Consider the following 21,689-nt stretch of genomic DNA (forward strand, 5'->3'; position numbering starts at 1 on the left):
TTGTGGCGCGCGCACGGACGCTATCGCGGGCAAGCTCGCTCCCACAGGATCGGTGTAATCCCCTGTGGGAGCGGGCTTGCCCGCGATGGCAGCGACTCGGTTTGAAAAAGTGACGGGGTCTTAGAAATCCCGCTTGTAGAAGATGTCCAGCGAACTGGCCACGCCGCTGGCGGCTTCGAGGTAGACCTTCTTGCTCAGCTTGTAGCGCAAGGCAATGGTGTTGGCCGGTTCAAACACGCCAACGCCATAACGCAAACTGAGCTTCTCGGAGATATTGCCGCTGGCAACCACGCTGGTGGTGCTGCCACTGCCCTGGGTATCGAGCTGGAAATCCTGAATCCCCAGGTCCTTGGCCAGCCCGCCAGTCACTCCCGCACTTCCCATCAAGCCCAACCCAAGCGCAGCTTGGGCAAGCATGTTGTTATCTTCGCCGTTGCTGCTCAGCGGACGACCCAGCACCAGATAGGACAAGGCCTGTTCCTGGCTCATGGCCGGTTCGGAGAAGATCTGCGTGGTTGGCTGCTCGGCGCTGCCGCTCAGGCGAATGCCGGCGATCACGTCGTCGGTCTGGCGAATCGCCTCGACGTCCAGGTAAGGCTGATCGAGCGGGCCGGCAAACAGCAATCGTGCCCGACGCACGGACAGGCGCTGGCCGTAGGCGCGATAACGCCCGTCGTTGAGCCACAACTCGCCGCGCGTGTCCAGGTTGTCGCCAATGTGCACATGGCCCTGCACATTCGCAGTCAGGCCAAACCCGGCAAAGCTCAGTTTGTCTTCGCCGACCACCACATCGATGTCCATCTTCATGGCCAGGGGTGGTTTGCCCTCTTCGGTCTGCTGACCGACGATCACCACGTCATCGGACACCTTGACCGTGGAAGGCGGCAACTCACGAATGGTGATCTCGCCTCTGGGCACCAGTACTTTGCCGGCGATGGCCAGCTCGTCACCTTTCATCGAGATCTTCAGGTCAGGCGCGACTTCCAGCTTGGCGTACGGCTCGACGGTGACTGGTAATTGTGAGCCCTTGAGCGCCAGGTCGACCATGAGCGCCTGCCCCCAGTCGATGTTGCCGTTGAGCGTGCCCTGCCCGGTCTTGCCGCTTTTCCAGTCGCCGTTCAATTGCACGGTTTCACCGGCAATTACCGCGCGCAGTTGTAAGGCTTGCAGCGCCATCGGCAACTCGGCCCCGGAGACTTCACCGTCGCTGAGCAGCAGGCTGCCGTTGACCTGCGGCGCCAACAGGCCACCGGAAATCGTGCCACTGCCATTCAAACGCCCGGTCAGCTTTTCGACCATCGGCACGAATGGCCGCGCCACCGACAGGTCCAGCCCACTGAGGCGGAACGAGCCGCTCACAGGTTTGCTCTTGGGCAGCGGATTGATCTGCGCCTGGACCATCAGCTCGCCGAGCTTGCCGCCGACGAAGTTGAGGTCAGTGTCGATGCGTTTGGGCGTGAGTTTGCTGGTGATTTTCAGCGTCTGGTACGGGAAGTCCAGCCACTGGTCCTTTTCCTTCATGCGCAACGTACCGCCGCTGGCGTCGATGCTGATCTGACCGTTCGGACCGCTGGCCGGCAAGTCCAGTTGCAGGTCGGCATTGAGACTGCCCTTCCAGGCGAAATCTTTCGGCAACCACTGCGCCAGGCTGTCGATCGGGAACTGCTTGAGGTGATAACGCAACTTCGGCTCAGGCATCAGGCGCGAATCCTCACCACACAGACTGGCCGGGCCGGACGCCCAGCAATGTGCCCCGAAGGTGATTTGGCCGTCCGCCAGTCGTTCCAGTTTCGCCGGGCTTTGCAGCTTCCAGTCTTGCCCGCCGGCCTGGATATCGCCGTTGGCCAAGCGCCCGCGCCAGTTGCCCTGATTCAGATTGCCATCGAGGCCGAGCGCCAATTTGAGCTTCGGCCCTTGCAGGTCGAGCGTCAGTTTCTGGTTTTTGATGTCGCCCTGACCGCTGGCGGTCAGCGTTCCCAGCGACGTATCACCGGCCTGGATGCCGCTGCCCTTGAGCTCGATTTTCGCCCGTTGCGCACTGTCGAGGGTCGCGTCCAGGTTCAGGCTTTGCAGGCGATTGTCCTGGAACGCCAGTTGCGAACCTTGCAGCCCAAGCTTGCCTTGCGGCGCCTTCAGCGTACCGGCGACATCGATGCGCCCGTTCAGTTGCCCACGAAGTTGCGGCCAGAGTTGCGCCAGACGCGGCAGGTTGATGTCGATCTGCCCGGCGAGTTTCTGCTGCAGGCTGCCTTTGCCATTGATGCTGTTGTCGCCCAGACGAACGTGCAGCGCATTGAGGTTCCATTGCTCGCCGCCACCGTCAGCCTTGGCCTGAATCACCGCCGGCTGGCCACGCAGTTTGCCTTTCAGATCGAGGTCGGCGGTCAGGCTGAGCTGTTCATTTTTCATCTCGCCTTTGCTGCGCAAGGGCCCAGCGAGAGTGCCCGGCAGTTCCGCCACCCAATACGCCGGGTTGATCGCCGAGAGGTCGAGCGCCGTATCCCAGGCAATGCCGTCGGCGAATTGCAGGTTCAGATGCCCTTCGGCCTTGCCCTGCCCCGCCTGGAGCTCAATCTGTTGCAGGTAGATTCTCGTCAGGTCGCCGCTGAACGGGCTGTTCAGGGTGAAAGCGCCGGCCGGCCCATCCAGTGCAGCGTTGAAGCTGCCAAGGTATTTTCCGTCGGTGTAGGAGATGTCGCCATTGAAGCGGCGCAACGCGACGTCCGGTTCGTCGATCAGCGGATAGAGTCGGTGCCACGGGAAATCCTGCCAGTCGATCTTCGCATCGGCGCTCAGGCCTTTGCTCCAGTCCAACTGCCCGGTGAGTTTGAGGGATTGCTTGTCGTTGGCCGTCAGGTCCAACCCGGCAATCTGCGCGCCCTTGGCGTCGACCTTGCCTTGCAGCAGTAACGCGACCGGGCCTTGCTCGGCGGGCAAAGAGGCTTTGCCGAGCAATTGATAACCGTTTTTCAGATCACCGTCGCCGGTCAGTTCCAGTTGATTGAGTTGCAGCGTGTCCGGCAGGTCGGCACTGGCCTTGAAGCCATCGGCGGTGATCCGCACCTTGGCCGGCAGGTTTTCCACCAAGGGTTGCAGTTCAGCGGTCAGTTGCCCGTTCAGGTAACCGCTGCTGTCGGCTTTCAAGTTCAGGGTTTTCAGCAGATCGCCGTCAACCTTCAACGCCAGTGTCCAAGGCCCCGGGGTCGCCAGGGTCAGATTGCCTTCAGCCTTGAGTGGCCAATTACCGCTGGGCTGCAACAGGCCGGAGAGGTTCAGGCTCAGGTCATCGCGTTGCAACTTCACCGAGTCGATCTGCAAGCCTTGCACCGTCCAGTGCGCCGCCAATTGCAGGCCTTTGAGCGCTTCGCTGCCATTGAACAGCAGGCTGCCGACCTGGACGTCACCCAGCTCGATCGCCACGGGCAACTTCAATTCCGGAAGGCTGAGCGGCCCGCTGCTTTGCTCTTCAGCGCCCGGGGGAAATTGCAGGCTGACCTGGTCAGCCTTCACTTGCTCAAGGCACAGGGTCATGCGCGTCAGGCACAACGGTGACCAGGCGAAAATCACCTTGCTCAGTTCAACCCGGCGGGTGTCTTGCTGCCACAGCACATGATCGGCGCTCCACTGTCCGCCCAAACGGCCCTGGAAATTCTCGACGGTCAGACCCGGCACGAACCCCAATGCCCAGCGGCTGCCCGTGGCTGTACCCAGCACCGACACCACGCTCAGCAGCACCAGCATCAGCAGCGCCAGAATCGCCAGCAGCGTTATTTTCAAACCACGATTCAAAGCTCAGGCCCCATGGAAAAGTGCAGTCGAATGCCGCCGTCGTCGTCCAGCGCATGGGCCAGGTCAAGACGGATCGGCCCTACCGGCGAGACCCAGCGCACGCCGATACCCACACCGGTCTTGAGGTTCGGCAATTCGAGTGTATTGAAGGCGTTGCCCTGATCAACGAAGGTCGCGACCCGCCATTTTTCGGCGACGGAATATTGGTATTCGGCGCTGGCTGCGACCATGTAGCGGCCGCCGATGCGGTCGCCCTCGGAGTTTTCCGGGGACAGGCTTTGATAGTCGTAACCGCGCACGCTCTGATCACCACCGGCGAAAAACCGCAGCGACGGCGGGACTGAGCTGAAGCCATTGGTGGCGCTGCCGCCCACCTGCACCCGGCCAAGAAAGCGGTGTTTGTCAAAGACCGTGGTCAAGCCTTTCACCAACGCGGTGCCGTATAGCAAGTTGCTGTCTGAACCCAGGCCTTCTTTCGCCACTTTGGACTCGAATTGCAGGCGATAGCCGTTGTGCGGGTCGATGCGGTTGTCACTTTTCAGGTAGGAATAGCTGACGCCGGGCATCAGCAACGTACTCAAACCCGCGTCGTCACCCAGTGAGTAATCCTCACGCTGCCATTTCAACGACACCACGCGCTGCCAGCCACTGGGTAACTTGCTGTGCCATTCCGGGCCGAGGGTCAGCAGCTTGCTGTGGGTGTCGGTACCGGCGATGTCTTCGTTCTGGTAACCACCGGCAAAACGCAGTTTGTCGGTCAGTGGCGGGTCCAGCGGGATGTCGTAGAACAGCCCGACGTTTTGCCGGGGCGCCGATAGCTCGGCTTCCCAGCCATAACTATGCCCCTGCGGATTGACCCAGTGCCGGGTCCAGTTGGCCTTGATCCGGGGACCGACGTCCGTGGAATAACCCAGGCCCAGGCCCATGGTTCGCGGCTTGCGCGTTTCGAGTTTGACGTCCACCGGGATCACGTCATCTTTGGATGCCGTGGGTGCTGCATCGACGCGCACACCTTCGAAATAGCCACTCGATTGCAACGCCTGATTGAGCTCGGCGATGAGCTCAGAGTCATAAGGCGCGCCGGCCTTGAACGGCACCATGCGTTGCAGCAGGTCTTCATCGAAAGGCGTGTCGCCTTCGAAACTGACCTTGCCCAGCGCATAACGCGGGCCGCTGTTGTAGATCAGTTCGATATCGGCCACGCCGGCGCGCGGGTCCACCGACAACTTCTGGCTGGTGAAGTGACCACTGAAAAAGCCGAAGCGCGAGGCTTGATTCTGGATCAGGCGCTTGGCGTCTTCGTAATGACCATGATTGAGCACCGCACCGGTTTTCAGCGAAGCGCCTTGGGGCACACGAAAGGATTTGAGGTCTGCCGCCGGGCCGTCGACGCGAATCGTGACATTGCGCAGGTGTACCGGCTCGCCGGGGTCGATGTTGAGCACCAGGCGCGGCGTCTTGCCACCCTTCACATTACTGTCGATCTGCGGCTGGTAATAACCCAAGGCCTGGGCGGCCTTGCGCGCCTGCTGCTCGGCGCCACGACTGAAGCGCAGCAGCGCTTCTTCGTCACGATCGCCAAGGTTGCCGATATAGCCCTCTACATTGGCTTTCAGCTCATCATTGGACGGTTTGATCCGCACATCCAATTCACTTTGGGCCAGTGCCGCACTGCTGGTTAACAGCATCAGTACGCCACTGGTAAATCTTCCTGGAAACTTCATAGGCACGGATGCTATCACGAGCTTGGGAGCGTGATAGAGCGTGGGGAGGCGTTAAAGTTCTACTGTTTATGCCGTCGCGGTGTGCAAAACCTGCGGATTGGCATGGAAAAAAACGTGCTCGCGGATGGGGCCTACAGCGACCTCGCCGATTTCCTCGTAACCCTGACGTTTATAGAACTCCAGGTAGCGAGGATTCCCGGTGTCGAGGATCACACCCTCGGAGGTTTCATCGACGGCGCACCAGTTATGCACCGCTTGCAGCAGTTGCTCGCCAAAATGTTTGCCCTGAAATTGCGGGTGAATGCCCAGCAGCGGCAACACATGGACCGAGTCCGTGGGCAGACAGGCCGCGACGGCGGCGTGGTAGTCGAGGTAGCGGCGGGTGCAACGAAAACCGGCACTGAGCACCATGCGTAAACGCCAGGCCCAACTTTCGGTGATGCCCAGGCGTCGTTGTGGGGGCGCGATCAGCGCGATGCCAATCAAACGGTCGTTGACCAGCAAGCCAATGGCCGGCAACTCCTGGACAAAGTGCTGTTTGACCAGCTCACGCACGGTCGCCCGCACGCGATGTTCATAACCGGGGCGTTCGGCCTCGAACAGGTAACCGAAGGTCGGTTCGTGGCGGTAAGCGTGGTAAAGCAGGGAGCGCGCTTCGTGGGCATAGCCGCTGTCGAGCATGTGGATATCGGCAAGGGCGGTAGAGGTTTCAGGCATAACGGTTAATCTCCCCGGTACAGCTCAAATGGCTGTGCTCTTCTTGGTACGAGCCTATCGGTGCTGACACAGTTCCCTACTGATCGATATCAGTGTTGACTGTGATGACGCCATCGTCGGAACGCCGCCCGGAACAAGCTCGGCTCCCACAAAGGTATAGACCAGACTCGGACTGTAGGAGTGAGCCTGCTCGCGATGAGGCCCGCATTGGCGATGAAAGACCTACCTCCGGACACGAATCCCCTCACCCCACGCTGGCCCGATTCCTACATGTCAGCTAGCATCGCCCTTTTGCCAGGACTGCCGACCATGAAGATCGTCTCCTTCAACATCAACGGGCTGCGTGCTCGCCCGCATCAGCTGGCGGCGCTGATTGAAAAACATCAGCCAGACGTCATCGGCTTGCAGGAAACCAAGGTTCACGACGACCAGTTCCCCCTGGCCGAGGTTCAGGCGCTGGGCTATCACGTGTACTTTCATGGGCAGAAAGGCCATTACGGCGTCGCCCTGCTCTCGCGCAAAGAACCGCTGGCACTGCACAAAGGCTTTGCCACCGATGAAGAAGACGCTCAGCGCCGCTTCATCTGGGGCACATTCGCCGACGCCAACGGCGTGCCGGTGACGATCATGAACGGCTATTTCCCACAGGGCGAAAGCCGCGATCACCCGACCAAGTTCCCGGCCAAGCAACGTTTCTACAGCGACCTGCAGCAACTGCTGGAAAGCCAGTTCAGCAACGATCAGCCGGTGGTCGTCATGGGTGACGTGAATATTTCCCCGGAAGACTGCGACATCGGCATCGGCCCGGACAACATGAAACGCTGGCTGAAAACCGGCAAATGCAGTTTCTTGCCGGAAGAGCGCGAATGGATGGCACGCCTGAAAAACTGGGGCCTGGTGGACAGTTTCCGTCACCTCAACCCGGACGTGGCCGATCGTTTCAGTTGGTTCGACTACCGCAGTCGTGGCTTTGAAGATGAACCCAAGCGCGGGCTGCGGATTGACTTGATCATGGCCTCCCATGGCTTGTTGCCACGGATCAAGGACGCCGGCGTGGATTACGACCTGCGCGGGATGGAAAAACCGTCCGATCACGCGCCGATCTGGCTTGAGTTGAGCTGATCCCAGGCTTTACACAAATCAAAATGTGGGAGCGAGCTTGCTCGCGATTGGGGACTTTCAGCCAACATAGATGTTGGAAGTGCCACCGTCATCGCGAGCAAGCTCGCTCCCACATTAGTTAACTGTCATCTTTCGGAAACCTTGCTGACTTATTGTCCCCGCACTTTCTTTGTTTTTTTAAGGTGCGGGCATGACGCTGCGCGTTTTGTTTGTGTTGATGCTGTGCGCCGGCCTGCCATTGACGGCATCGGCCGGTGATTTACCGACAACCGCCAATGGCCCGGTGCTGCGCATCCAGGGTTCCAACACCATCGGTGCGGCCTTGGGTCCGGCGCTGGTCGAAGGCATGCTGCGCGAACAGGGCCTGCTCAAGGTTCACAGCGAAGCACCGGACAAAGCCAACGAACTGCAAGTTGTCGGCGAAACGGCCCAAGGCCATCGCGTCGTGGTGGAGGTCGCGGCCCACGGTTCCAGCACCGGTTTCACCGCGCTGAAAAACAGGTCCGCCGACCTCGCCGCGTCTTCGCGCCCGATCAAGGACAGCGAACGGGTCGACCTCGAACCCTTGGGCGACTTCAAAAGCCCCGACGCCGAACAAGTCATCGCGATCGATGGGCTGGCCATCATCCTGCACCCGCAAAACCCGCTGAACCAACTCGATACCGAACAACTGGCGCGAATTTTCAGTGGCGAAGTCAAAACCTGGGAAGAACTCGGCGGCAGAGGCGGCGCCATTCATTTGTATGCGCGGGATGACCAATCGGGCACCTACGACACCTTCAAGGAATTAGTCCTCAGCCGTCGTGGAAAAACGCTCAACAGCGCTGCGAAACGCTTCGAATCCAGTGAGCAATTGTCCGACGCGGTCAGTCTGGACCCGCAAGGCATCGGTTTCATCGGCCTGCCTTATGTGCGCCAGGCCAAAGCCGTGGCCATCGTCGACGGCCAATCCCAGGCAATGCTGCCACTCAATAGCCTGATCGCCACGGAAGACTATCCGCTGTCGCGCCGGCTGTTCTTTTACCTGCCGCCCCACGCCCAAAACCCTTGGGCCGAGGCCTTGGCGACGTTCGCTCAAAGCAATAAAGGCCAGGCGATTGTCGCGGCCAACGGTTTTATCGCTCAGACCGTCCAGGCCATCACGGTGACGCCGAACGCGCTGATGCCCGAGGCTTACCAGGCGCTCAGTCGCCATGCTCAGCGACTGTCGGTGAATTTCCGCTTTGAAGAAGGCAGTGCCACGCTGGACAACAAGGCCCAGCAAGACCTGTCACGGGTGCTCGACTATATAAAGCAGCACGACAAGACCAACCGCGAGGTCACGCTGGTAGGGTTTGGTGACGCCAAGAGTGACCCGGCGCGTGCCGATCTGCTGTCGAAGCTGCGGGCGATGGCCGTGCGGCGGGAATTGGTGAAAAGCGGTGTGGTGTTTCGCGAGATCCGCGGTTTTGGCGCCGAAATGCCGGTGGCGACCAATAGCGGCGATGAGGGGCGGATCAAGAATCGGCGGGTTGAGGTTTGGGTGTATTGAGTCAGATGCTGATACGGTGGATCGGCTGACGCTATCGCGAGCAAGCTCGGCTCCCACAGGGGTCACGCTGTACCTGTGGGAGCCGAGCTTGCTCGCGATGAACGATGACGCGGTCTAACTTACTGCCCGCTACGCATCATCTCTTTAGGCACGTACTTGCCGATCTCGAACTTGCCAATGGCTGCGCGGTGTACTTCGTCCGGGCCGTCGGCCAGGCGCAGGGTGCGCTGCATCGCATACATGTAGGCCAGCGGGAAATCGTTGGACACCCCGGCCCCGCCATGGATCTGGATCGCCCGGTCGATAACCCGCAATGCCACGTTTGGCGCAACCACCTTGATCTGCGCGATTTCGCTCTTCGCCACCTTGTTGCCCACGGTGTCCATCATGTACGCCGCTTTTAACGTCAGCAGGCGTGCCATGTCGATTTCCATCCGCGAGTCGGCAATCTTGTCGATATTGCCGCCCAGGCGTGCCAACGGCTTACCGAACGCAGTACGGCTGACCGAGCGTTTGCACATCAATTCCAGCGCCCGTTCAGCCATGCCGATCGAACGCATGCAGTGGTGAATCCGGCCTGGGCCAAGGCGGCCCTGAGCGATTTCGAAGCCGCGCCCTTCGCCCAACAGGACGTTTTCATACGGCACGCGGACGTTTTCGAACAGCACTTCGGCGTGGCCGTGAGGCGCGTCGTCATAACCGAACACAGGCAGCGGACGCACGATCTTCACGCCCGGGGCATCCACCGGCACCAGAATCATCGAGTGCTGCGCGTGGCGCGGTGCATCCGGGTTACTCAGGCCCATGAAAATCAGAATTTTGCAGCGTGGATCGCAGGCACCTGAGGTCCACCATTTTTTGCCGTTGATGACCCACTCGTCACCATCACGCACAGCGCGGGCGGCCATGTTGGTGGCGTCGGAGGACGCGACGTCCGGCTCGGTCATGGCGAACGCCGAGCGGATCTCGCCGCGCAGCAGTGGTTCGAGCCAGCGTTGTTTCTGTTCTTCGTTGGCGTAACGCACCAACACTTCCATGTTGCCGGTGTCGGGTGCCGAGCAGTTGAACGGCTCTGGCCCCAGCAACGAGCGGCCCATGATTTCAGCCAATGGCGCGTATTCGAGGTTGGTCAGGCCGGCACCGAGTTCGGACTCAGGCAGAAACAAATTCCACAGACCTTCAGCCTTGGCCTTGAGTTTAAGTTCTTCCATGATCGCGGTCGGCTGCCAGCGATCACCTTCGGCAACCTGGCGCTCGAACACGGCTTCGGCGGGATAAACGTAAGTGTCCATGAACGCGGTCACGCGCTCACGCAGTTCTTGCACCTTGGGCGAATAAGCGAAATCCATGAGCAATTACCTTCTTGGGCAGAGGTTGTTTAGGTCATGCGATTGATGCTAGAACAGCGCTGATAATTTACCTAGCCTATTCTCGGCGTGTATTAACATTCATCACCGATATATGATCGGGTGATCGCCAAGGCCTCCGGCCACAACGAAATGCCCCAAACAATAAGAGTGCAGCGCAATGAATCTGAGCAAGGTCGACCTCAACCTTTTCATCGTCTTCGACGCGATCTACACCGAAGCCAACCTGACCCGTGCCGGGCAGATTGTCGGCATTACTCAGCCAGCGGTCTCGAACGCTCTGGCTCGCCTGCGCGAGACCTTCAACGATCCGTTGTTTGTACGCACCGCCCAAGGCATGGTGCCGACGCCGATGGCGCAGAACATCATCGGGCCGGTGCGTAACGCCCTCTCTCTACTGCGCGTATCGGTGCAGGAAAGCCGCATATTCAACCCGCTGCAGGCGGTCAAGACCTACCGCATCAGCATGACCGACCTCACTGAAGCAGTGATCCTGCCGCCGCTGTTCCAGCGCCTGCGCCGTCTGGCCCCGACAGTGATCATCGAAAGCTTCCTGTCCAAGCGCCGCGAGACCACCAAGGAACTGGCGGCCGGGCGTCTCGACTTCGCGGTGGATGCGCCGCTCAACACCGACCCGCAGGTGCGTCACGTCAAGTTGATGGAAGACCGCTACGTGTGCGCCATGCGCAAGGGGCATCCGCTGGCGGGTAAAGAGAAATTCACCCTGGATGATTACCTGTCGCTGACCCACATCCACATATCCAGCCGCCGCAGCGGTCTGGGCCATGTCGATCTGGCTCTGGGGAAGATGGGCATCCAGCGCAAGATCGCGCTTCGGTCCCAGCACTATTTGATGGCTTCGCAAGTGTTACAGCAGACCGACATGGTCATGACCGTGCCGGAGCGCTTCGCCCGTCGCAATGACTTGCACGCCTTCAGCCTGCCGGTCAACGACGTGCCACCGGTGGAAACGCACCTCTACTGGCATGAAAGCACCGACCAGGACCCGGCCAACCGCTGGATGCGCGAGCAGATGATCGAGTTGTGCCAGCAGGTGACGGCGCATGAGAAGAAGCTCGAAAAGGCGTAGGCATCATCGTTCATCGCGGGCAAGCCTTGCTCCTACAGGTTCGGCTCAGATCCTGTAGGAGCGAGGCTTGCCCGCGAAGAGGCCCGCATTGACAGCGAAAACCGCTGCCCCTTGACGTAAACGTCAACCTGCCATTAGCTTAGCGCCATGACCTTTTTCGAGCGCCTCCATGAGCAGCCAGACCTATAGCATTTCCGACCTCGCCCGCGAGCTCGACATCACCACGCGGGCCATCCGCTTTTATGAAGAGCAAGGCCTGCTCAGCCCCGAACGTCGCGGTCAGGAACGCATCTATTCGCCCCGCGACAAGGTCAGTCTGAAACTGATCCTGCGAGGCAAGCGCATAGGCTTCTCGCTGGCCGAATGCCGCGAGCTGATCGAGCTATACGACCCGACCGGTGGCAATCAGAAACAACTGCAAACCATGCTGACCAAAATCGCCGAACGCCGCGAACAGCTGGAGCAGCAAATGCTCGACATCGAACAGATGAAGCTGGAACTGGATACCGCGCAGGAGCGTTGCGTCCAGGCGCTGGAGCAAACGATCAAGAGCCAACAGGTCGTGTAGGAGCTGAGCTTGCTCGCGAAAGCGTCAGGTCAGTCGACATCGATGTTGAAGGCCATACCGCTATCGCGAGCAAGCTTGGCTCCTACAGGGTTCTGTGAACATTCAGACAATTACAACAGGTCCAACGCCATGTCCCTTCCTACCCACGTACGCATTGTCGAAGTCGGCCCACGCGACGGTCTGCAAAACGAAGCCCAGCCCATCAGCGTTGCCGACAAGGTGCAACTGGTCGACGCGCTGACCGCCGCCGGCCTTGGCTATATAGAAGTCGGCAGTTTCGTTTCGCCAAAGTGGGTGCCGCAAATGGCCGGTTCCGCCGAGGTCTTCGCGCAGATCCAGCGCAAGCCGGGCGTCACCTACGGCGCGCTCGCCCCCAACCTGCGCGGGTTTGAAGACGCAATGGCGGCGGGTGTAAAGGAGGTGGCCGTGTTCGCCGCCGCCTCCGAGGCGTTTTCCCAACGCAACATCAACTGCTCGATCAGCGAAAGCCTGGAGCGTTTCGTGCCCATCATGGAGGCGGCCAAACAACACGGCGTGAGCGTGCGCGGTTACGTGTCCTGCGTGCTGGGCTGCCCTTACGAAGGTAACGTCGCCCCCGAGCAAGTCGCCCTGGTTGCGCGCGAGCTCTATGCGATGGGCTGTTATGAAGTGTCATTGGGCGACACGATCGGCACGGGCACCGCTGGCGCCACCCGCAAGCTGTTCGAAGTGGTCTCGGCCAGCGTGCCCCGCGAAAAACTCGCCGGGCACTTCCACGACACCTACGGCCAGGCCATGGCCAACATCTACGCCAGCCTGCTGGAAGGTATCTCGGTGTTCGACAGTTCCATCGCCGGCCTCGGCGGCTGCCCGTACGCCAAGGGCGCCAGCGGTAACGTTGCCACTGAAGATGTGGTTTACCTGCTCAACGGCCTGGGAATCGAGACGGGTATCAATCTGGATGCATTGATTCTGGCCGGTCAGCAGATTTGCACGGTGTTGGGGCGTGTGACCGGTTCGCGCGTGGCCAAGGCTCGCAGCGCACAGTGAGTGTGTCTGGGTGTTACCGCGCGGTCTCAATGGTGGGCGCAAGCGAGTAACACGGAAACAGATTCTAGGGTTTTACCTGAGGCGCAAAACCTTACAAAATCACAAAGCATTGATTTTAAAGGGTTTTTAAAAGTTGGCACGGCTTCTGCTATCACTACTGCATAACAAGAACAAAAAAAGCAGCAAACCTAATAAAAATAAGACGTAACGACTCTGACATAACAAAAACAACACGGCAGAGACGCAGCTAACAGATTTTTTTGGAGAAGGTGTGCTTTTCAGGGTGCTTTTCGGAGTAACCCGCAACCGGGCAGAGAACAATAAAACTACCCTCAGGTAGCTCCCGAACTGGTTGGATCGCTTAGCGAAAAAGTAGATCAGCGCTCAAAAAAATACGTTTGCTCTTGATCCCGGATGGGGATCGACAAAAACAGCGGTAAAGGGTCACGGTCACTAAAAACAAAAACAGACCGCCCCTCAATAATAAAAAAAGAGCACGCGCAACGACAAAATTAAAGGGGAGCTTCGGCTCCCCTTTGTGCTTTCCGGCATTTGTGTTTCCCCAATTTCCCTGTGGAAGCACACCTGCTCCCACAGGGAAATATGCTCAGGCTTTGTTCTCGCGCAATTCTTCGATACTGATCTCACGCATACGGAATTTCTGGATCTTGCCAGTCACCGTCATCGGAAACTCCTCGACGAATTTGAAGTAACGCGGCGTCTTGAAGTGCGCGATGCGATCCTTGCACCAGGCTTGCAGCTCTTGCTCGGTAGCGCTGTGGCCAGGGTGGAATTTGATCCAGGCGACAATCTCTTCGCCATAACGCGAGCACGGGATGCCGATCACCTGCACGTCAGCCACCGCCGGGTGGGTGAAGAAGAACTCTTCCAACTCCCGTGGGTAAACATTTTCACCGCCACGGATGATCATGTCCTTGTTGCGTCCGGCAATGCACACATAGCCTTCGTCGTTCATGCTCGCCAGGTCGCCGGTATGCATCCAGCCGGCCTGATCAATGGCTTCCGCCGTGCCTTGCGGGTTGTTCCAATAGCCGAGCATCACGCTGTAACCACGGGTGCACAGTTCGCCAATGGTGCCGCGCGGCACGAGGTTGCCGGCCTCGTCGATGATTTTGCTTTCCAGTTGCGGCTGGGTGCGACCGACCGTGGTTACGCGCAACTCCAGTTCGTCTGACGGACCGGTCTGCAACGACACCGGGCTTGTTTCCGTCATGCCGTAGGCAATCTGCACTTCGTTCATGTGCATTTCGTTGATGACCCGGCGCATCACCTCGATCGGGCACGTTGCACCGGCCATGATCCCGGTGCGCAGGCTCGACAGGTCAAATTCGGCCCGGCTGGGCTGATCGAGCATGGCGATGAACATGGTCGGTACGCCATACAACGCTGTGGCTTTTTCTTCAGCGACAGTGGTCAGGGTCAGCAGCGGATCGAAGGCATCACTCGGGTAAATCATGGTGCTGCCATGAGTGACGCAGCCGAGATTGCCCATGACCATGCCGAAGCAGTGATACAGCGGCACCGGGATCACCAGGCGATCATTGGCGGTCAGGCCCAGGCTTTCGCCGACCATGTAACCGTTGTTGAGAATATTGTAGTGACTGAGGGTCGCGCCTTTCGGGAACCCGGTGGTGCCGGAGGTGTACTGGATGTTCACCGGCTGATCGAAATGCAGGCTGTCCTGGCGTTCTTGCAACTGCTCAGTCGAAACGCTGGCGGCCAGATCGGCCAATTGTGACCACGGCAGGAAACCTGAAGGCGGCTGCGCATCCAGACTGATGACACCGCGCAGGTCGGGCAGGCGTTCACTGTGCAACTTTCCGATGGATTGCTCGGCCAGTTCGGGAACGAGGCCTTGCAGCATCCCGTGATAGTTGGAGGTTTTGAACGCGCCGGCGCAGACCAGCCATTGGCAACCCGACTGCTTGAGCACATATTCGAGTTCGGAGCTGCGATACGCCGGGTTGATGTTGACCAGAATCACGCCGATTTTCGCCGTGGCGAATTGGGTGATGCACCACTGGGCGCAGTTCGGTGCCCAAATGCCGAGACGGTCACCCGCTTGCAGGCCCAGCGCCAGAAGCGCTCTGGCGTGCAGGTCTACGACGTCGGCCAGTTGCTGCCAGGTGTATCGCAACTGCTGATGGCGCACGACCAGCGCCTCCCCGGTCGGGTACTGCGCAACGGTGTTATCGAATGCCTGGCCGATGGTCATCGCCAGCAAGGCTTTGTTTTGGGAACCTCGGGTATAGCTGCGCTGCGGGCTTGCACTGGGTTGATCCATGACGACCCCTATTGTCTTTATTAGTGGGTTGTTGGACCGAGGCATATGAGTAGCCCCGATCGTTCAGAACTGCCTCTACTCTCGCTCAAGTTGACGTTAACGTAAAGGGTGATTGACAGCCATTCGTCACAGGCTTACGTTAACGTAAAGGTGAGAGCCGAATCACTGCCCTCCCCACCCTACAAAAAAGCCAAAAGGTGACCCATGAGCTACCCATCCCTGAATTTTGCCCTCGGTGAAACCATCGACATGTTGCGCGATCAGGTTCAGTCCTTCGTCGCCAAAGAGATCGCCCCGCGCGCTGCTCAGATCGACATCGACAACCTGTTCCCCGCTGACCTGTGGCGCAAATTCGGCGACATGGGCCTGCTCGGCGTCACCGTGCCAGAGGAGTACGGCGGCGCTGGCCTGGGTTACCTGGCCCATGTGGTGATCATGGAAGAAATCAGCCGCGGCTCGGCGTCGGTCGCCTTGTCCTACGGCGCCCACTCCAACCTCTGCGTCAACCAGATCAACCGCAACGGCAACCACGAGCAAAAATCCAAGTACCTGCCGAAGCTGATCAGCGGCGAGCACATCGGCGCCCTGGCCATGAGCGAGCCGAATGCCGGTTCCGACGTGGTCTCGATGAAACTGCGCGCTGACAAACGTGGCGACAAGTACGTGCTCAATGGCAGCAAGACCTGGATCACCAACGGTCCTGACGCCAACACCTACGTGATCTACGCCAAGACCGACCTGGAAAAAGGCCCGCACGGCATCACCGCGTTCATCGTCGAGCGCGACTGGAAAGGCTTCAGCCGCAGCAACAAGTTCGACAAGCTCGGCATGCGCGGCTCGAACACCTGCGAACTGTTTTTCGATGACGTCGAAGTGCCGGAAGAAAACATCCTCGGCGTGCTCAACGGCGGCGTGAAAGTATTGATGAGCGGCCTCGACTACGAACGCGTCGTCCTTTCGGGTGGCCCGACCGGCATCATGCAGGCCTGTATGGACCTGATCGTTCCGTACATCCACGACCGCAAGCAGTTCGGCCAAAGCATCGGCGAATTCCAGCTGATCCAGGGCAAAGTTGCCGACATGTACACCCAACTCAACGCCAGTCGCGCCTATCTGTACGCCGTGGCCCAGGCTTGCGAACGTGGCGAAACCACGCGCAAGGACGCTGCCGGTGTGATCCTCTACAGCGCCGAACGCGCCACGCAAATGGCCCTCGACGCGATCCAGATTCTGGGCGGCAACGGTTACATCAATGAATTCCCGGCAGGTCGTCTGCTGCGTGACGCCAAGCTGTACGAAATCGGCGCCGGTACCAGTGAGATCCGTCGCATGCTCATCGGTCGCGAACTGTTCAACGAAACCCGCTAAACGGAGCTGTCCATGGCTATCCTGCATACCCAGCTCAACCCCCGTTCGGCGGAATTCGCGGCCAACAGCGCGGCGATGCTCAAACAGGTCGACGCCCTGCACACCCTGCTCGCCCAAGTGCAGCAAGGTGGCGGCCCGAAGGCACAAGAACGCCACACTTCGCGAGGCAAGTTGCTGCCCCGCGAGCGGATCAACCGCCTGCTCGATCCGGGCTCGCCGTTTCTTGAGATCAGCCAGCTGGCGGCCTACGAGGTGTACGGTGAAGACGTTCCAGCCGCTGGCGTGATCGCCGGGATCGGCCGCGTGGAAGGCGTCGAGTGCATGATCGTCGCCAACGATGCCACGGTGAAAGGCGGCTCTTACTACCCGCTGACCGTGAAAAAACACCTGCGCGCCCAAACCATCGCCCAGCAGAATCGCCTGCCGTGCATCTATCTGGTGGACTCTGGCGGCGCCAATTTGCCGCGCCAGGATGAAGTGTTCCCGGATCGCGAGCACTTCGGACGAATCTTCTTCAACCAGGCCAACATGAGCGCCATGGGCATTCCGCAAATTGCGGTGGTCATGGGCTCCTGCACCGCCGGTGGCGCGTATGTGCCAGCGATGGCTGACGAAGCGATCATGGTTCGTCAGCAGGCGACGATTTTCCTCGCCGGCCCACCGCTGGTGAAAGCCGCGACCGGTGAAGTGGTCAGCGCCGAAGACCTTGGCGGGGCCGATGTGCATTGCAAGATTTCCGGGGTGGCCGACCACTACGCCGAGAGCGATGAACACGCCCTGGCCATTGCCCGACGCAGTGTCGCCAACCTCAACTGGCGCAAACTCGGCGAACTGCAACAACGTGCGCCGATTGCTCCGCTGTACAGCAACGACGAGCTGTACGGCGTGGTGTCGGCGGACGCCAAGCAACCGTTCGATGTACGCGAAGTCATTGCGCGCCTGGTCGACGGTTCGGTGTTTGACGAATTCAAGGCACTGTTCGGGACCACACTGGTCTGCGGCTTTGCCCACTTGCACGGTTACCCGATCGCGATTCTCGCCAACAACGGCATCCTGTTCGCCGAAGCCGCGCAGAAAGGCGCGCACTTCATCGAACTGGCCTGTCAGCGCGGCATTCCGTTGCTGTTCCTGCAAAACATTACCGGGTTCATGGTCGGCCAGAAATACGAGGCCGGTGGCATCGCCAAGCATGGCGCGAAACTGGTGACCGCTGTGGCGTGCGCCAAAGTGCCGAAATTCACCGTGATCATTGGCGGCAGTTTTGGTGCCGGCAACTACGGCATGTGCGGGCGAGCCTACGACCCGCGCTTCCTGTGGATGTGGCCGAACGCTCGCATCGGCGTGATGGGCGCCGAGCAAGCCGCCGGGGTGTTGGTGCAGGTCAAACGCGAGCAGGCCGAGCGCAGTGGCCATGGTTTCAGCGCCGAGCAGGAAGCCGAGATCAAGCAACCAATCCTCGATCAATATGAAGAACAGGGTCACCCCTACTACTCCAGCGCACGGCTGTGGGACGACGGTGTCATCGACCCGGCGCAGACCCGCGATGTGCTGGCCCTGGCCTTGTCCGCGTCGTTGAACGCGCCTATCGAACCGAGCCGCTTCGGCGTGTTCCGGATGTGATCGGGAGAAAACCATGAGCGACTTCAATACCCTCGAACTGCTGACCGACCCACGGGGTTTCGCCACCCTGTGGCTCAGCCGCGAAGAAAAGAACAACGCGTTCAACGCTGAAATGATCCGCGAACTGATCCTCGCGCTGGATACCGTGGCCAGCGACACCAGCCTGCGCTTTTTGCTGGTGCGCGGGCGCGGCAAGCATTTCAGCGCCGGCGCAGACCTGGCGTGGATGCAGCAGTCGGCCGAGCTCGATTACAACACCAACCTCGACGACGCCCGGGAACTGGCGGAATTGATGTACAACCTCGCCAAGTTGAAAATCCCGACAGTGGCCGTGGTGCAAGGCGCGGCATTCGGCGGTGCACTGGGCCTGATCAGTTGCTGCGACATGGCCATTGGCGCCGATGACGCGCAGTTCTGCCTGTCGGAAGTGCGCATCGGCCTGGCGCCGGCGGTCATCAGCCCGTTCGTGGTGCAAGCCATTGGCGAACGCGCGACACGCCGTTATGCCCTGACTGCCGAACGTTTCGGCGGGCAACGGGCGCGGGAAATCGGCTTGTTGTCGGAGAGCTATCCGGCCACTGAGCTGGAGCAAAAGGTCGATCAGTGGATCGACAACCTGCTACTCAACAGCCCGGCCGCCATGCGCGCCAGCAAGGATCTGCTGCGCGAAGTCAGTCACGGCGAATTGACTCCGGCACTGCGCCGCTACACCGAAAATGCCATCGCCCGCATCCGCGTCAGCCCTGAAGGTCAGGAAGGCCTGCGCGCTTTTCTGCAAAAACGTCCGCCGAGCTGGCAAGCCCCCACCACGAAGGAGCCGCGTTGATGAGCGCACCTGTTCTCACCACCCTGCTGGTGGCCAACCGTGGCGAAATCGCCTGCCGCGTGATGCGCACCGCCAAAGCCCTGGGCCTGACCACCGTGGCCGTGCACAGCGCCACTGACCGTGACGCGCGCCACAGCCGCGAAGCGGATATCCGCGTCGACCTCGGTGGCAGCAAAGCCGCCGACAGTTACCTGCAAATCGACAAACTGATTGCTGCCGCCAAGGCCAGCGGTGCTCAGGCGATTCATCCGGGTTATGGCTTTTTGTCGGAGAACGCCGGGTTCGCCCGCGCGATTGAAGAGGCAGGCCTGATTTTCCTCGGCCCACCGGCCTCGGCCATCGACGCCATGGGCAGTAAATCCGCGGCCAAAGCGCTGATGGAAACCGCCGGCGTACCGTTGGTCCCCGGCTATCACGGCGAAGCGCAAGACTTCGACACCTTCCGCGATGCCTGCGAACGCATTGGTTATCCGGTGCTGCTCAAGGCCACCGCCGGCGGTGGCGGCAAAGGCATGAAAGTGGTCGAGGATGTCAGCCAGTTGGCCGAAGCCCTGGCCTCGGCACAGCGTGAAGCGAAATCGTCCTTCGGCGATTCGCGGATGCTGGTGGAGAAGTACCTCCTCAAACCGCGTCATGTGGAAATCCAGGTCTTCGCCGATCAGCATGGCAACTGCCTGTATCTGAATGAACGTGATTGCTCGATTCAGCGCCGGCACCAGAAAGTCGTCGAGGAAGCCCCCGCGCCAGGCTTGAGCCCGGAACTGCGTCGTGCCATGGGCGAGGCGGCTGTGCGTTCGGCGCAAGCCATCGGTTATGTCGGCGCCGGCACCGTGGAGTTTCTGCTGGATTCGCGCGGTGAGTTCTTCTTTATGGAGATGAACACGCGCCTGCAGGTGGAACACCCGGTCACCGAAGCCATCACGGGGCTCGATCTCGTGGCCTGGCAGATTCGTGTGGCTCGTGGCGAAGCGCTGCCGATGTCCCAGGCCGAGGTTCCGCTGATCGGTCACGCGATTGAAGTGCGGCTGTACGCCGAGGACCCGGCCAATGACTTCCTGCCGGCCACCGGCCGCCTGGACCTGTATCGCGAATCCGCCGCAGGCCCGGGACGTCGGGTTGATAGCGGTGTCGAGGAAGGCGATGAAATTTCGCCATTCTACGACCCGATGCTGGGCAAGCTGATTGCCTGGGGCGAGGACCGCGAACAGGCGCGTCTGCGCTTGCTGAGCATGCTCGATGAGTTTGCGATTGGCGGGCTCAAGACCAATATCAACTTCCTGCGCCGGATCATCGCGCACCCTGCGTTTGCGGCGGCAGAGCTGGACACCGGGTTTATCCCGCGTTTTCAGGAGCAATTGTTGCCAGCGCCCTCGGACCTCGATGACGCGTTCTGGCAAGCCGCTGCGCAGGCGGTTGCCCAGAGTCAGCCAGCTTCACCGCGCGCTGATGACGTGAGTTCGCCGTGGGGGATCAGTAATGGTTTCCGTGCCGGATTGCCGAAGGAAATCACCCTGCACCTGAGCTGCGAAAACCAGGACCGGGCGTTGACCCTAGGCGACATCTGCACGGCGCAACTCAAAGGTGAGCAATTGCTGACCGAGCACAACGGCGTGCGCCGCCAGCATCGGACCCTCCGTCGTGGCGACTCTGTCTATCTGCAATGGGAAGGTGAACTGCGCCGTATCGAGTCCTACGACCCGATCAGCGCCGTCGAAGCCAGCCACAGCCATCAGGGCGGTCTCACGGCCCCGATGAACGGCAGCATCGTGCGAGTCCTGGTGGAGGCCGGGCAAACGGTCGAAGCCGGGGCGCAATTGGTGGTGTTGGAAGCAATGAAAATGGAGCACAGCATTCGTGCGCCCCACGCGGGTGTGATCAAGGCCTTGTATTGCCAGGAAGGCGAAATGGTCAGCGAAGGCAGTGCGTTGGTCGAACTGGAAGAAGCGTGAAATGAAGATCGGTCCTACGTTTTGCGAGGACCGATCTGATTAGAATTTGGCCGTTGCCTGAACCACTACGCCGAGTATTCGACACTCCTCGGTGAAAAGGGCTTTCGGATACGTCGGATTGAGCGGGACCAGGTAACGCTGCCCGCCCTCTTCGATCAGTTTGCGAAAGGTCGCCTCGGTGCTGTCCGACCACTGCGCGATCACCAGTTTTCCGGGCTCCGGCACAATGGCCGGATCGACCAGAATCATCATGCCCTCGGCGATACTTATGCCCGTCGGCGCAGTCATCGCATCGCCCACCACCTCCAGCCAAAACGCAGCACCCTGCGCGTGGTAATCGGTCAGCTCGAAACGCGGCTTGCCGTAGACCGATAACTCACCGTCACGCACTTGCGCGGGCTCCCGCCAGTCACTGACCGGGTAGCGGAAGTACGGGTTGTACTTGTGTGTCAGGCAAGGCTCGTCATCCTGCAAGACCTCGCGAATCACCATCGCCACTTCCAGAAAATCCATCCCGAGCGCGCGCAAGACACGATTCATGTCTTCGATGCTCGGCGAACGGCGTTTATTCAGCCAGTGACCCACGCCACCCTGGGACATCCCGAGGCGGTCGGCGAGTACCTCTTGAGTGACTTTGAGCTCACTCATCTTGGCTTTGACCAACTCAATCCATTTATCCATGTG

Annotated in this window: 15 protein-coding genes; 9 read left to right on the forward strand and 6 right to left on the reverse strand. The window is 60.0% G+C overall.

Translation table 11 applies throughout. From position 1 onward, the window contains the following. Positions 1 to 120: 120 nt before the first annotated feature. From LOY55_RS20205 to LOY55_RS20215, 3 genes are all read right to left on the reverse strand, one after another. Entirely contained in the window at positions 121 to 3,789 is a 3,669-nt protein-coding gene (locus LOY55_RS20205) for a translocation/assembly module TamB domain-containing protein (protein ID WP_223522544.1), read from the reverse strand. Continuing rightward, positions 3,786 to 5,513, reverse strand: a complete 1,728-nt coding sequence (locus tag LOY55_RS20210; protein WP_223522543.1) for an autotransporter assembly complex family protein — start codon at positions 5,511 to 5,513, stop codon at positions 3,786 to 3,788. The genes LOY55_RS20205 and LOY55_RS20210 overlap by 4 nt, the downstream gene beginning before the upstream one ends. 66 nt (positions 5,514 to 5,579) lie before the next feature. Continuing rightward, positions 5,580 to 6,230, reverse strand: coding sequence for an N-acetyltransferase (locus tag LOY55_RS20215; RefSeq protein ID WP_046032523.1), 651 nt, complete (start codon positions 6,228 to 6,230; stop codon positions 5,580 to 5,582). Between the two features lie 309 nt (positions 6,231 to 6,539). On the opposite strand from LOY55_RS20215, the gene xthA reads away from it, so the two are divergent. Next, positions 6,540 to 7,352 carry an exodeoxyribonuclease III gene (gene xthA / locus LOY55_RS20220; protein WP_223522542.1) on the forward strand — a complete coding sequence of 271 codons (813 nt, stop codon included), beginning with the start codon at positions 6,540 to 6,542 and terminating at the stop codon, positions 7,350 to 7,352. 190 nt (positions 7,353 to 7,542) lie between these two features. Further along, the gene (locus LOY55_RS20225) at positions 7,543 to 8,883 is read left to right on the forward strand and encodes a substrate-binding domain-containing protein (protein ID WP_223522541.1); all 1,341 of its coding nucleotides are present in this window, start codon (positions 7,543 to 7,545) and stop codon (positions 8,881 to 8,883) included. A 119-nt stretch (positions 8,884 to 9,002) separates the two neighbouring features. Here LOY55_RS20225 and LOY55_RS20230 read toward each other — a convergent pair whose 3' ends face one another. Then, a complete protein-coding gene (locus tag LOY55_RS20230) occupies positions 9,003 to 10,232 on the reverse strand; it encodes an acyl-CoA dehydrogenase (RefSeq protein ID WP_046032526.1) in 1,230 nt (409 codons plus the stop codon). 178 nt (positions 10,233 to 10,410) lie between these two features. Here LOY55_RS20230 and LOY55_RS20235 point away from each other — a divergent pair, with 178 nt between their 5' ends. From LOY55_RS20235 to LOY55_RS20245, 3 genes are all read left to right on the forward strand, one after another. Next, positions 10,411 to 11,340, forward strand: coding sequence for a LysR family transcriptional regulator (locus LOY55_RS20235; RefSeq protein ID WP_109786619.1), 930 nt, complete (start codon positions 10,411 to 10,413; stop codon positions 11,338 to 11,340). Between the two features lie 169 nt (positions 11,341 to 11,509). Then, entirely contained in the window at positions 11,510 to 11,908 is a 399-nt protein-coding gene (locus tag LOY55_RS20240; protein WP_046032528.1) for a MerR family DNA-binding transcriptional regulator, read from the forward strand. Between the two features lie 129 nt (positions 11,909 to 12,037). Further along, complete coding sequence (locus tag LOY55_RS20245; protein ID WP_109786620.1) at positions 12,038 to 12,937, forward strand: hydroxymethylglutaryl-CoA lyase; 900 nt, start codon at positions 12,038 to 12,040, stop codon at positions 12,935 to 12,937. A 607-nt stretch (positions 12,938 to 13,544) separates the two neighbouring features. On the opposite strand, the gene LOY55_RS20250 is transcribed toward LOY55_RS20245, so the two are convergent. Further along, entirely contained in the window at positions 13,545 to 15,242 is a 1,698-nt protein-coding gene (locus LOY55_RS20250) for an AMP-binding protein (protein WP_223522540.1), read from the reverse strand. A gap of 204 nt (positions 15,243 to 15,446) precedes the next feature. Between LOY55_RS20250 and LOY55_RS20255 the strand changes: the two genes are divergently transcribed. From LOY55_RS20255 to LOY55_RS20270, 4 genes are read left to right on the forward strand one after another with little or no spacing between them, the layout of a single operon-like run. Then, complete coding sequence (locus LOY55_RS20255; RefSeq protein ID WP_046032531.1) at positions 15,447 to 16,610, forward strand: isovaleryl-CoA dehydrogenase; 1,164 nt, start codon at positions 15,447 to 15,449, stop codon at positions 16,608 to 16,610. A 12-nt stretch (positions 16,611 to 16,622) separates the two neighbouring features. Beyond that, positions 16,623 to 18,230 carry a carboxyl transferase domain-containing protein gene (locus LOY55_RS20260; protein ID WP_077431854.1) on the forward strand — a complete coding sequence of 536 codons (1,608 nt, stop codon included), beginning with the start codon at positions 16,623 to 16,625 and terminating at the stop codon, positions 18,228 to 18,230. A 13-nt stretch (positions 18,231 to 18,243) separates the two neighbouring features. After that, positions 18,244 to 19,056, forward strand: a complete 813-nt coding sequence (locus LOY55_RS20265; RefSeq protein ID WP_046032533.1) for a gamma-carboxygeranoyl-CoA hydratase — start codon at positions 18,244 to 18,246, stop codon at positions 19,054 to 19,056. Continuing rightward, positions 19,056 to 21,005, forward strand: coding sequence for an acetyl/propionyl/methylcrotonyl-CoA carboxylase subunit alpha (locus LOY55_RS20270; protein WP_109786622.1), 1,950 nt, complete (start codon positions 19,056 to 19,058; stop codon positions 21,003 to 21,005). The genes LOY55_RS20265 and LOY55_RS20270 overlap by 1 nt, the downstream gene beginning before the upstream one ends. A 39-nt stretch (positions 21,006 to 21,044) precedes the next feature. Here the strand turns inward: LOY55_RS20270 and LOY55_RS20275 are convergent, their stop codons facing one another. Then, the gene (locus LOY55_RS20275) at positions 21,045 to 21,686 is read right to left on the reverse strand and encodes a LexA family transcriptional regulator (RefSeq protein WP_046032535.1); all 642 of its coding nucleotides are present in this window, start codon (positions 21,684 to 21,686) and stop codon (positions 21,045 to 21,047) included. Positions 21,687 to 21,689 lie beyond the last annotated feature (3 nt).

The organism is Pseudomonas sp. B21-040 (assembly GCF_024748695.1).
Lineage (GTDB): Bacteria > Pseudomonadota > Gammaproteobacteria > Pseudomonadales > Pseudomonadaceae > Aquipseudomonas.

Bases quoted from the DNA above. Each gene is read 5' to 3' on its own strand.
- LOY55_RS20210 (WP_223522543.1), bottom strand. From the start codon at position 5,513: ATGAAGTTTCCAGGAAGATTTACCAGTGGCGTACTGATGCTGTTAACC.
- LOY55_RS20225 (WP_223522541.1), top strand. From the start codon at position 7,543: ATGACGCTGCGCGTTTTGTTTGTGTTGATGCTGTGCGCCGGCCTGCCA.
- xthA (WP_223522542.1), top strand. From the start codon at position 6,540: ATGAAGATCGTCTCCTTCAACATCAACGGGCTGCGTGCTCGCCCGCAT.
- LOY55_RS20245 (WP_109786620.1), top strand. From the start codon at position 12,038: ATGTCCCTTCCTACCCACGTACGCATTGTCGAAGTCGGCCCACGCGAC.
- LOY55_RS20260 (WP_077431854.1), top strand. From the start codon at position 16,623: ATGGCTATCCTGCATACCCAGCTCAACCCCCGTTCGGCGGAATTCGCG.
- LOY55_RS20230 (WP_046032526.1), bottom strand. From the start codon at position 10,232: ATGGATTTCGCTTATTCGCCCAAGGTGCAAGAACTGCGTGAGCGCGTG.
- LOY55_RS20240 (WP_046032528.1), top strand. From the start codon at position 11,510: ATGAGCAGCCAGACCTATAGCATTTCCGACCTCGCCCGCGAGCTCGAC.
- LOY55_RS20215 (WP_046032523.1), bottom strand. From the start codon at position 6,230: ATGCCTGAAACCTCTACCGCCCTTGCCGATATCCACATGCTCGACAGC.
- LOY55_RS20270 (WP_109786622.1), top strand. From the start codon at position 19,056: ATGAGCGCACCTGTTCTCACCACCCTGCTGGTGGCCAACCGTGGCGAA.
- LOY55_RS20250 (WP_223522540.1), bottom strand. From the start codon at position 15,242: ATGGATCAACCCAGTGCAAGCCCGCAGCGCAGCTATACCCGAGGTTCC.
- LOY55_RS20255 (WP_046032531.1), top strand. From the start codon at position 15,447: ATGAGCTACCCATCCCTGAATTTTGCCCTCGGTGAAACCATCGACATG.
- LOY55_RS20275 (WP_046032535.1), bottom strand. From the start codon at position 21,686: ATGGATAAATGGATTGAGTTGGTCAAAGCCAAGATGAGTGAGCTCAAA.
- LOY55_RS20235 (WP_109786619.1), top strand. From the start codon at position 10,411: ATGAATCTGAGCAAGGTCGACCTCAACCTTTTCATCGTCTTCGACGCG.
- LOY55_RS20265 (WP_046032533.1), top strand. From the start codon at position 18,244: ATGAGCGACTTCAATACCCTCGAACTGCTGACCGACCCACGGGGTTTC.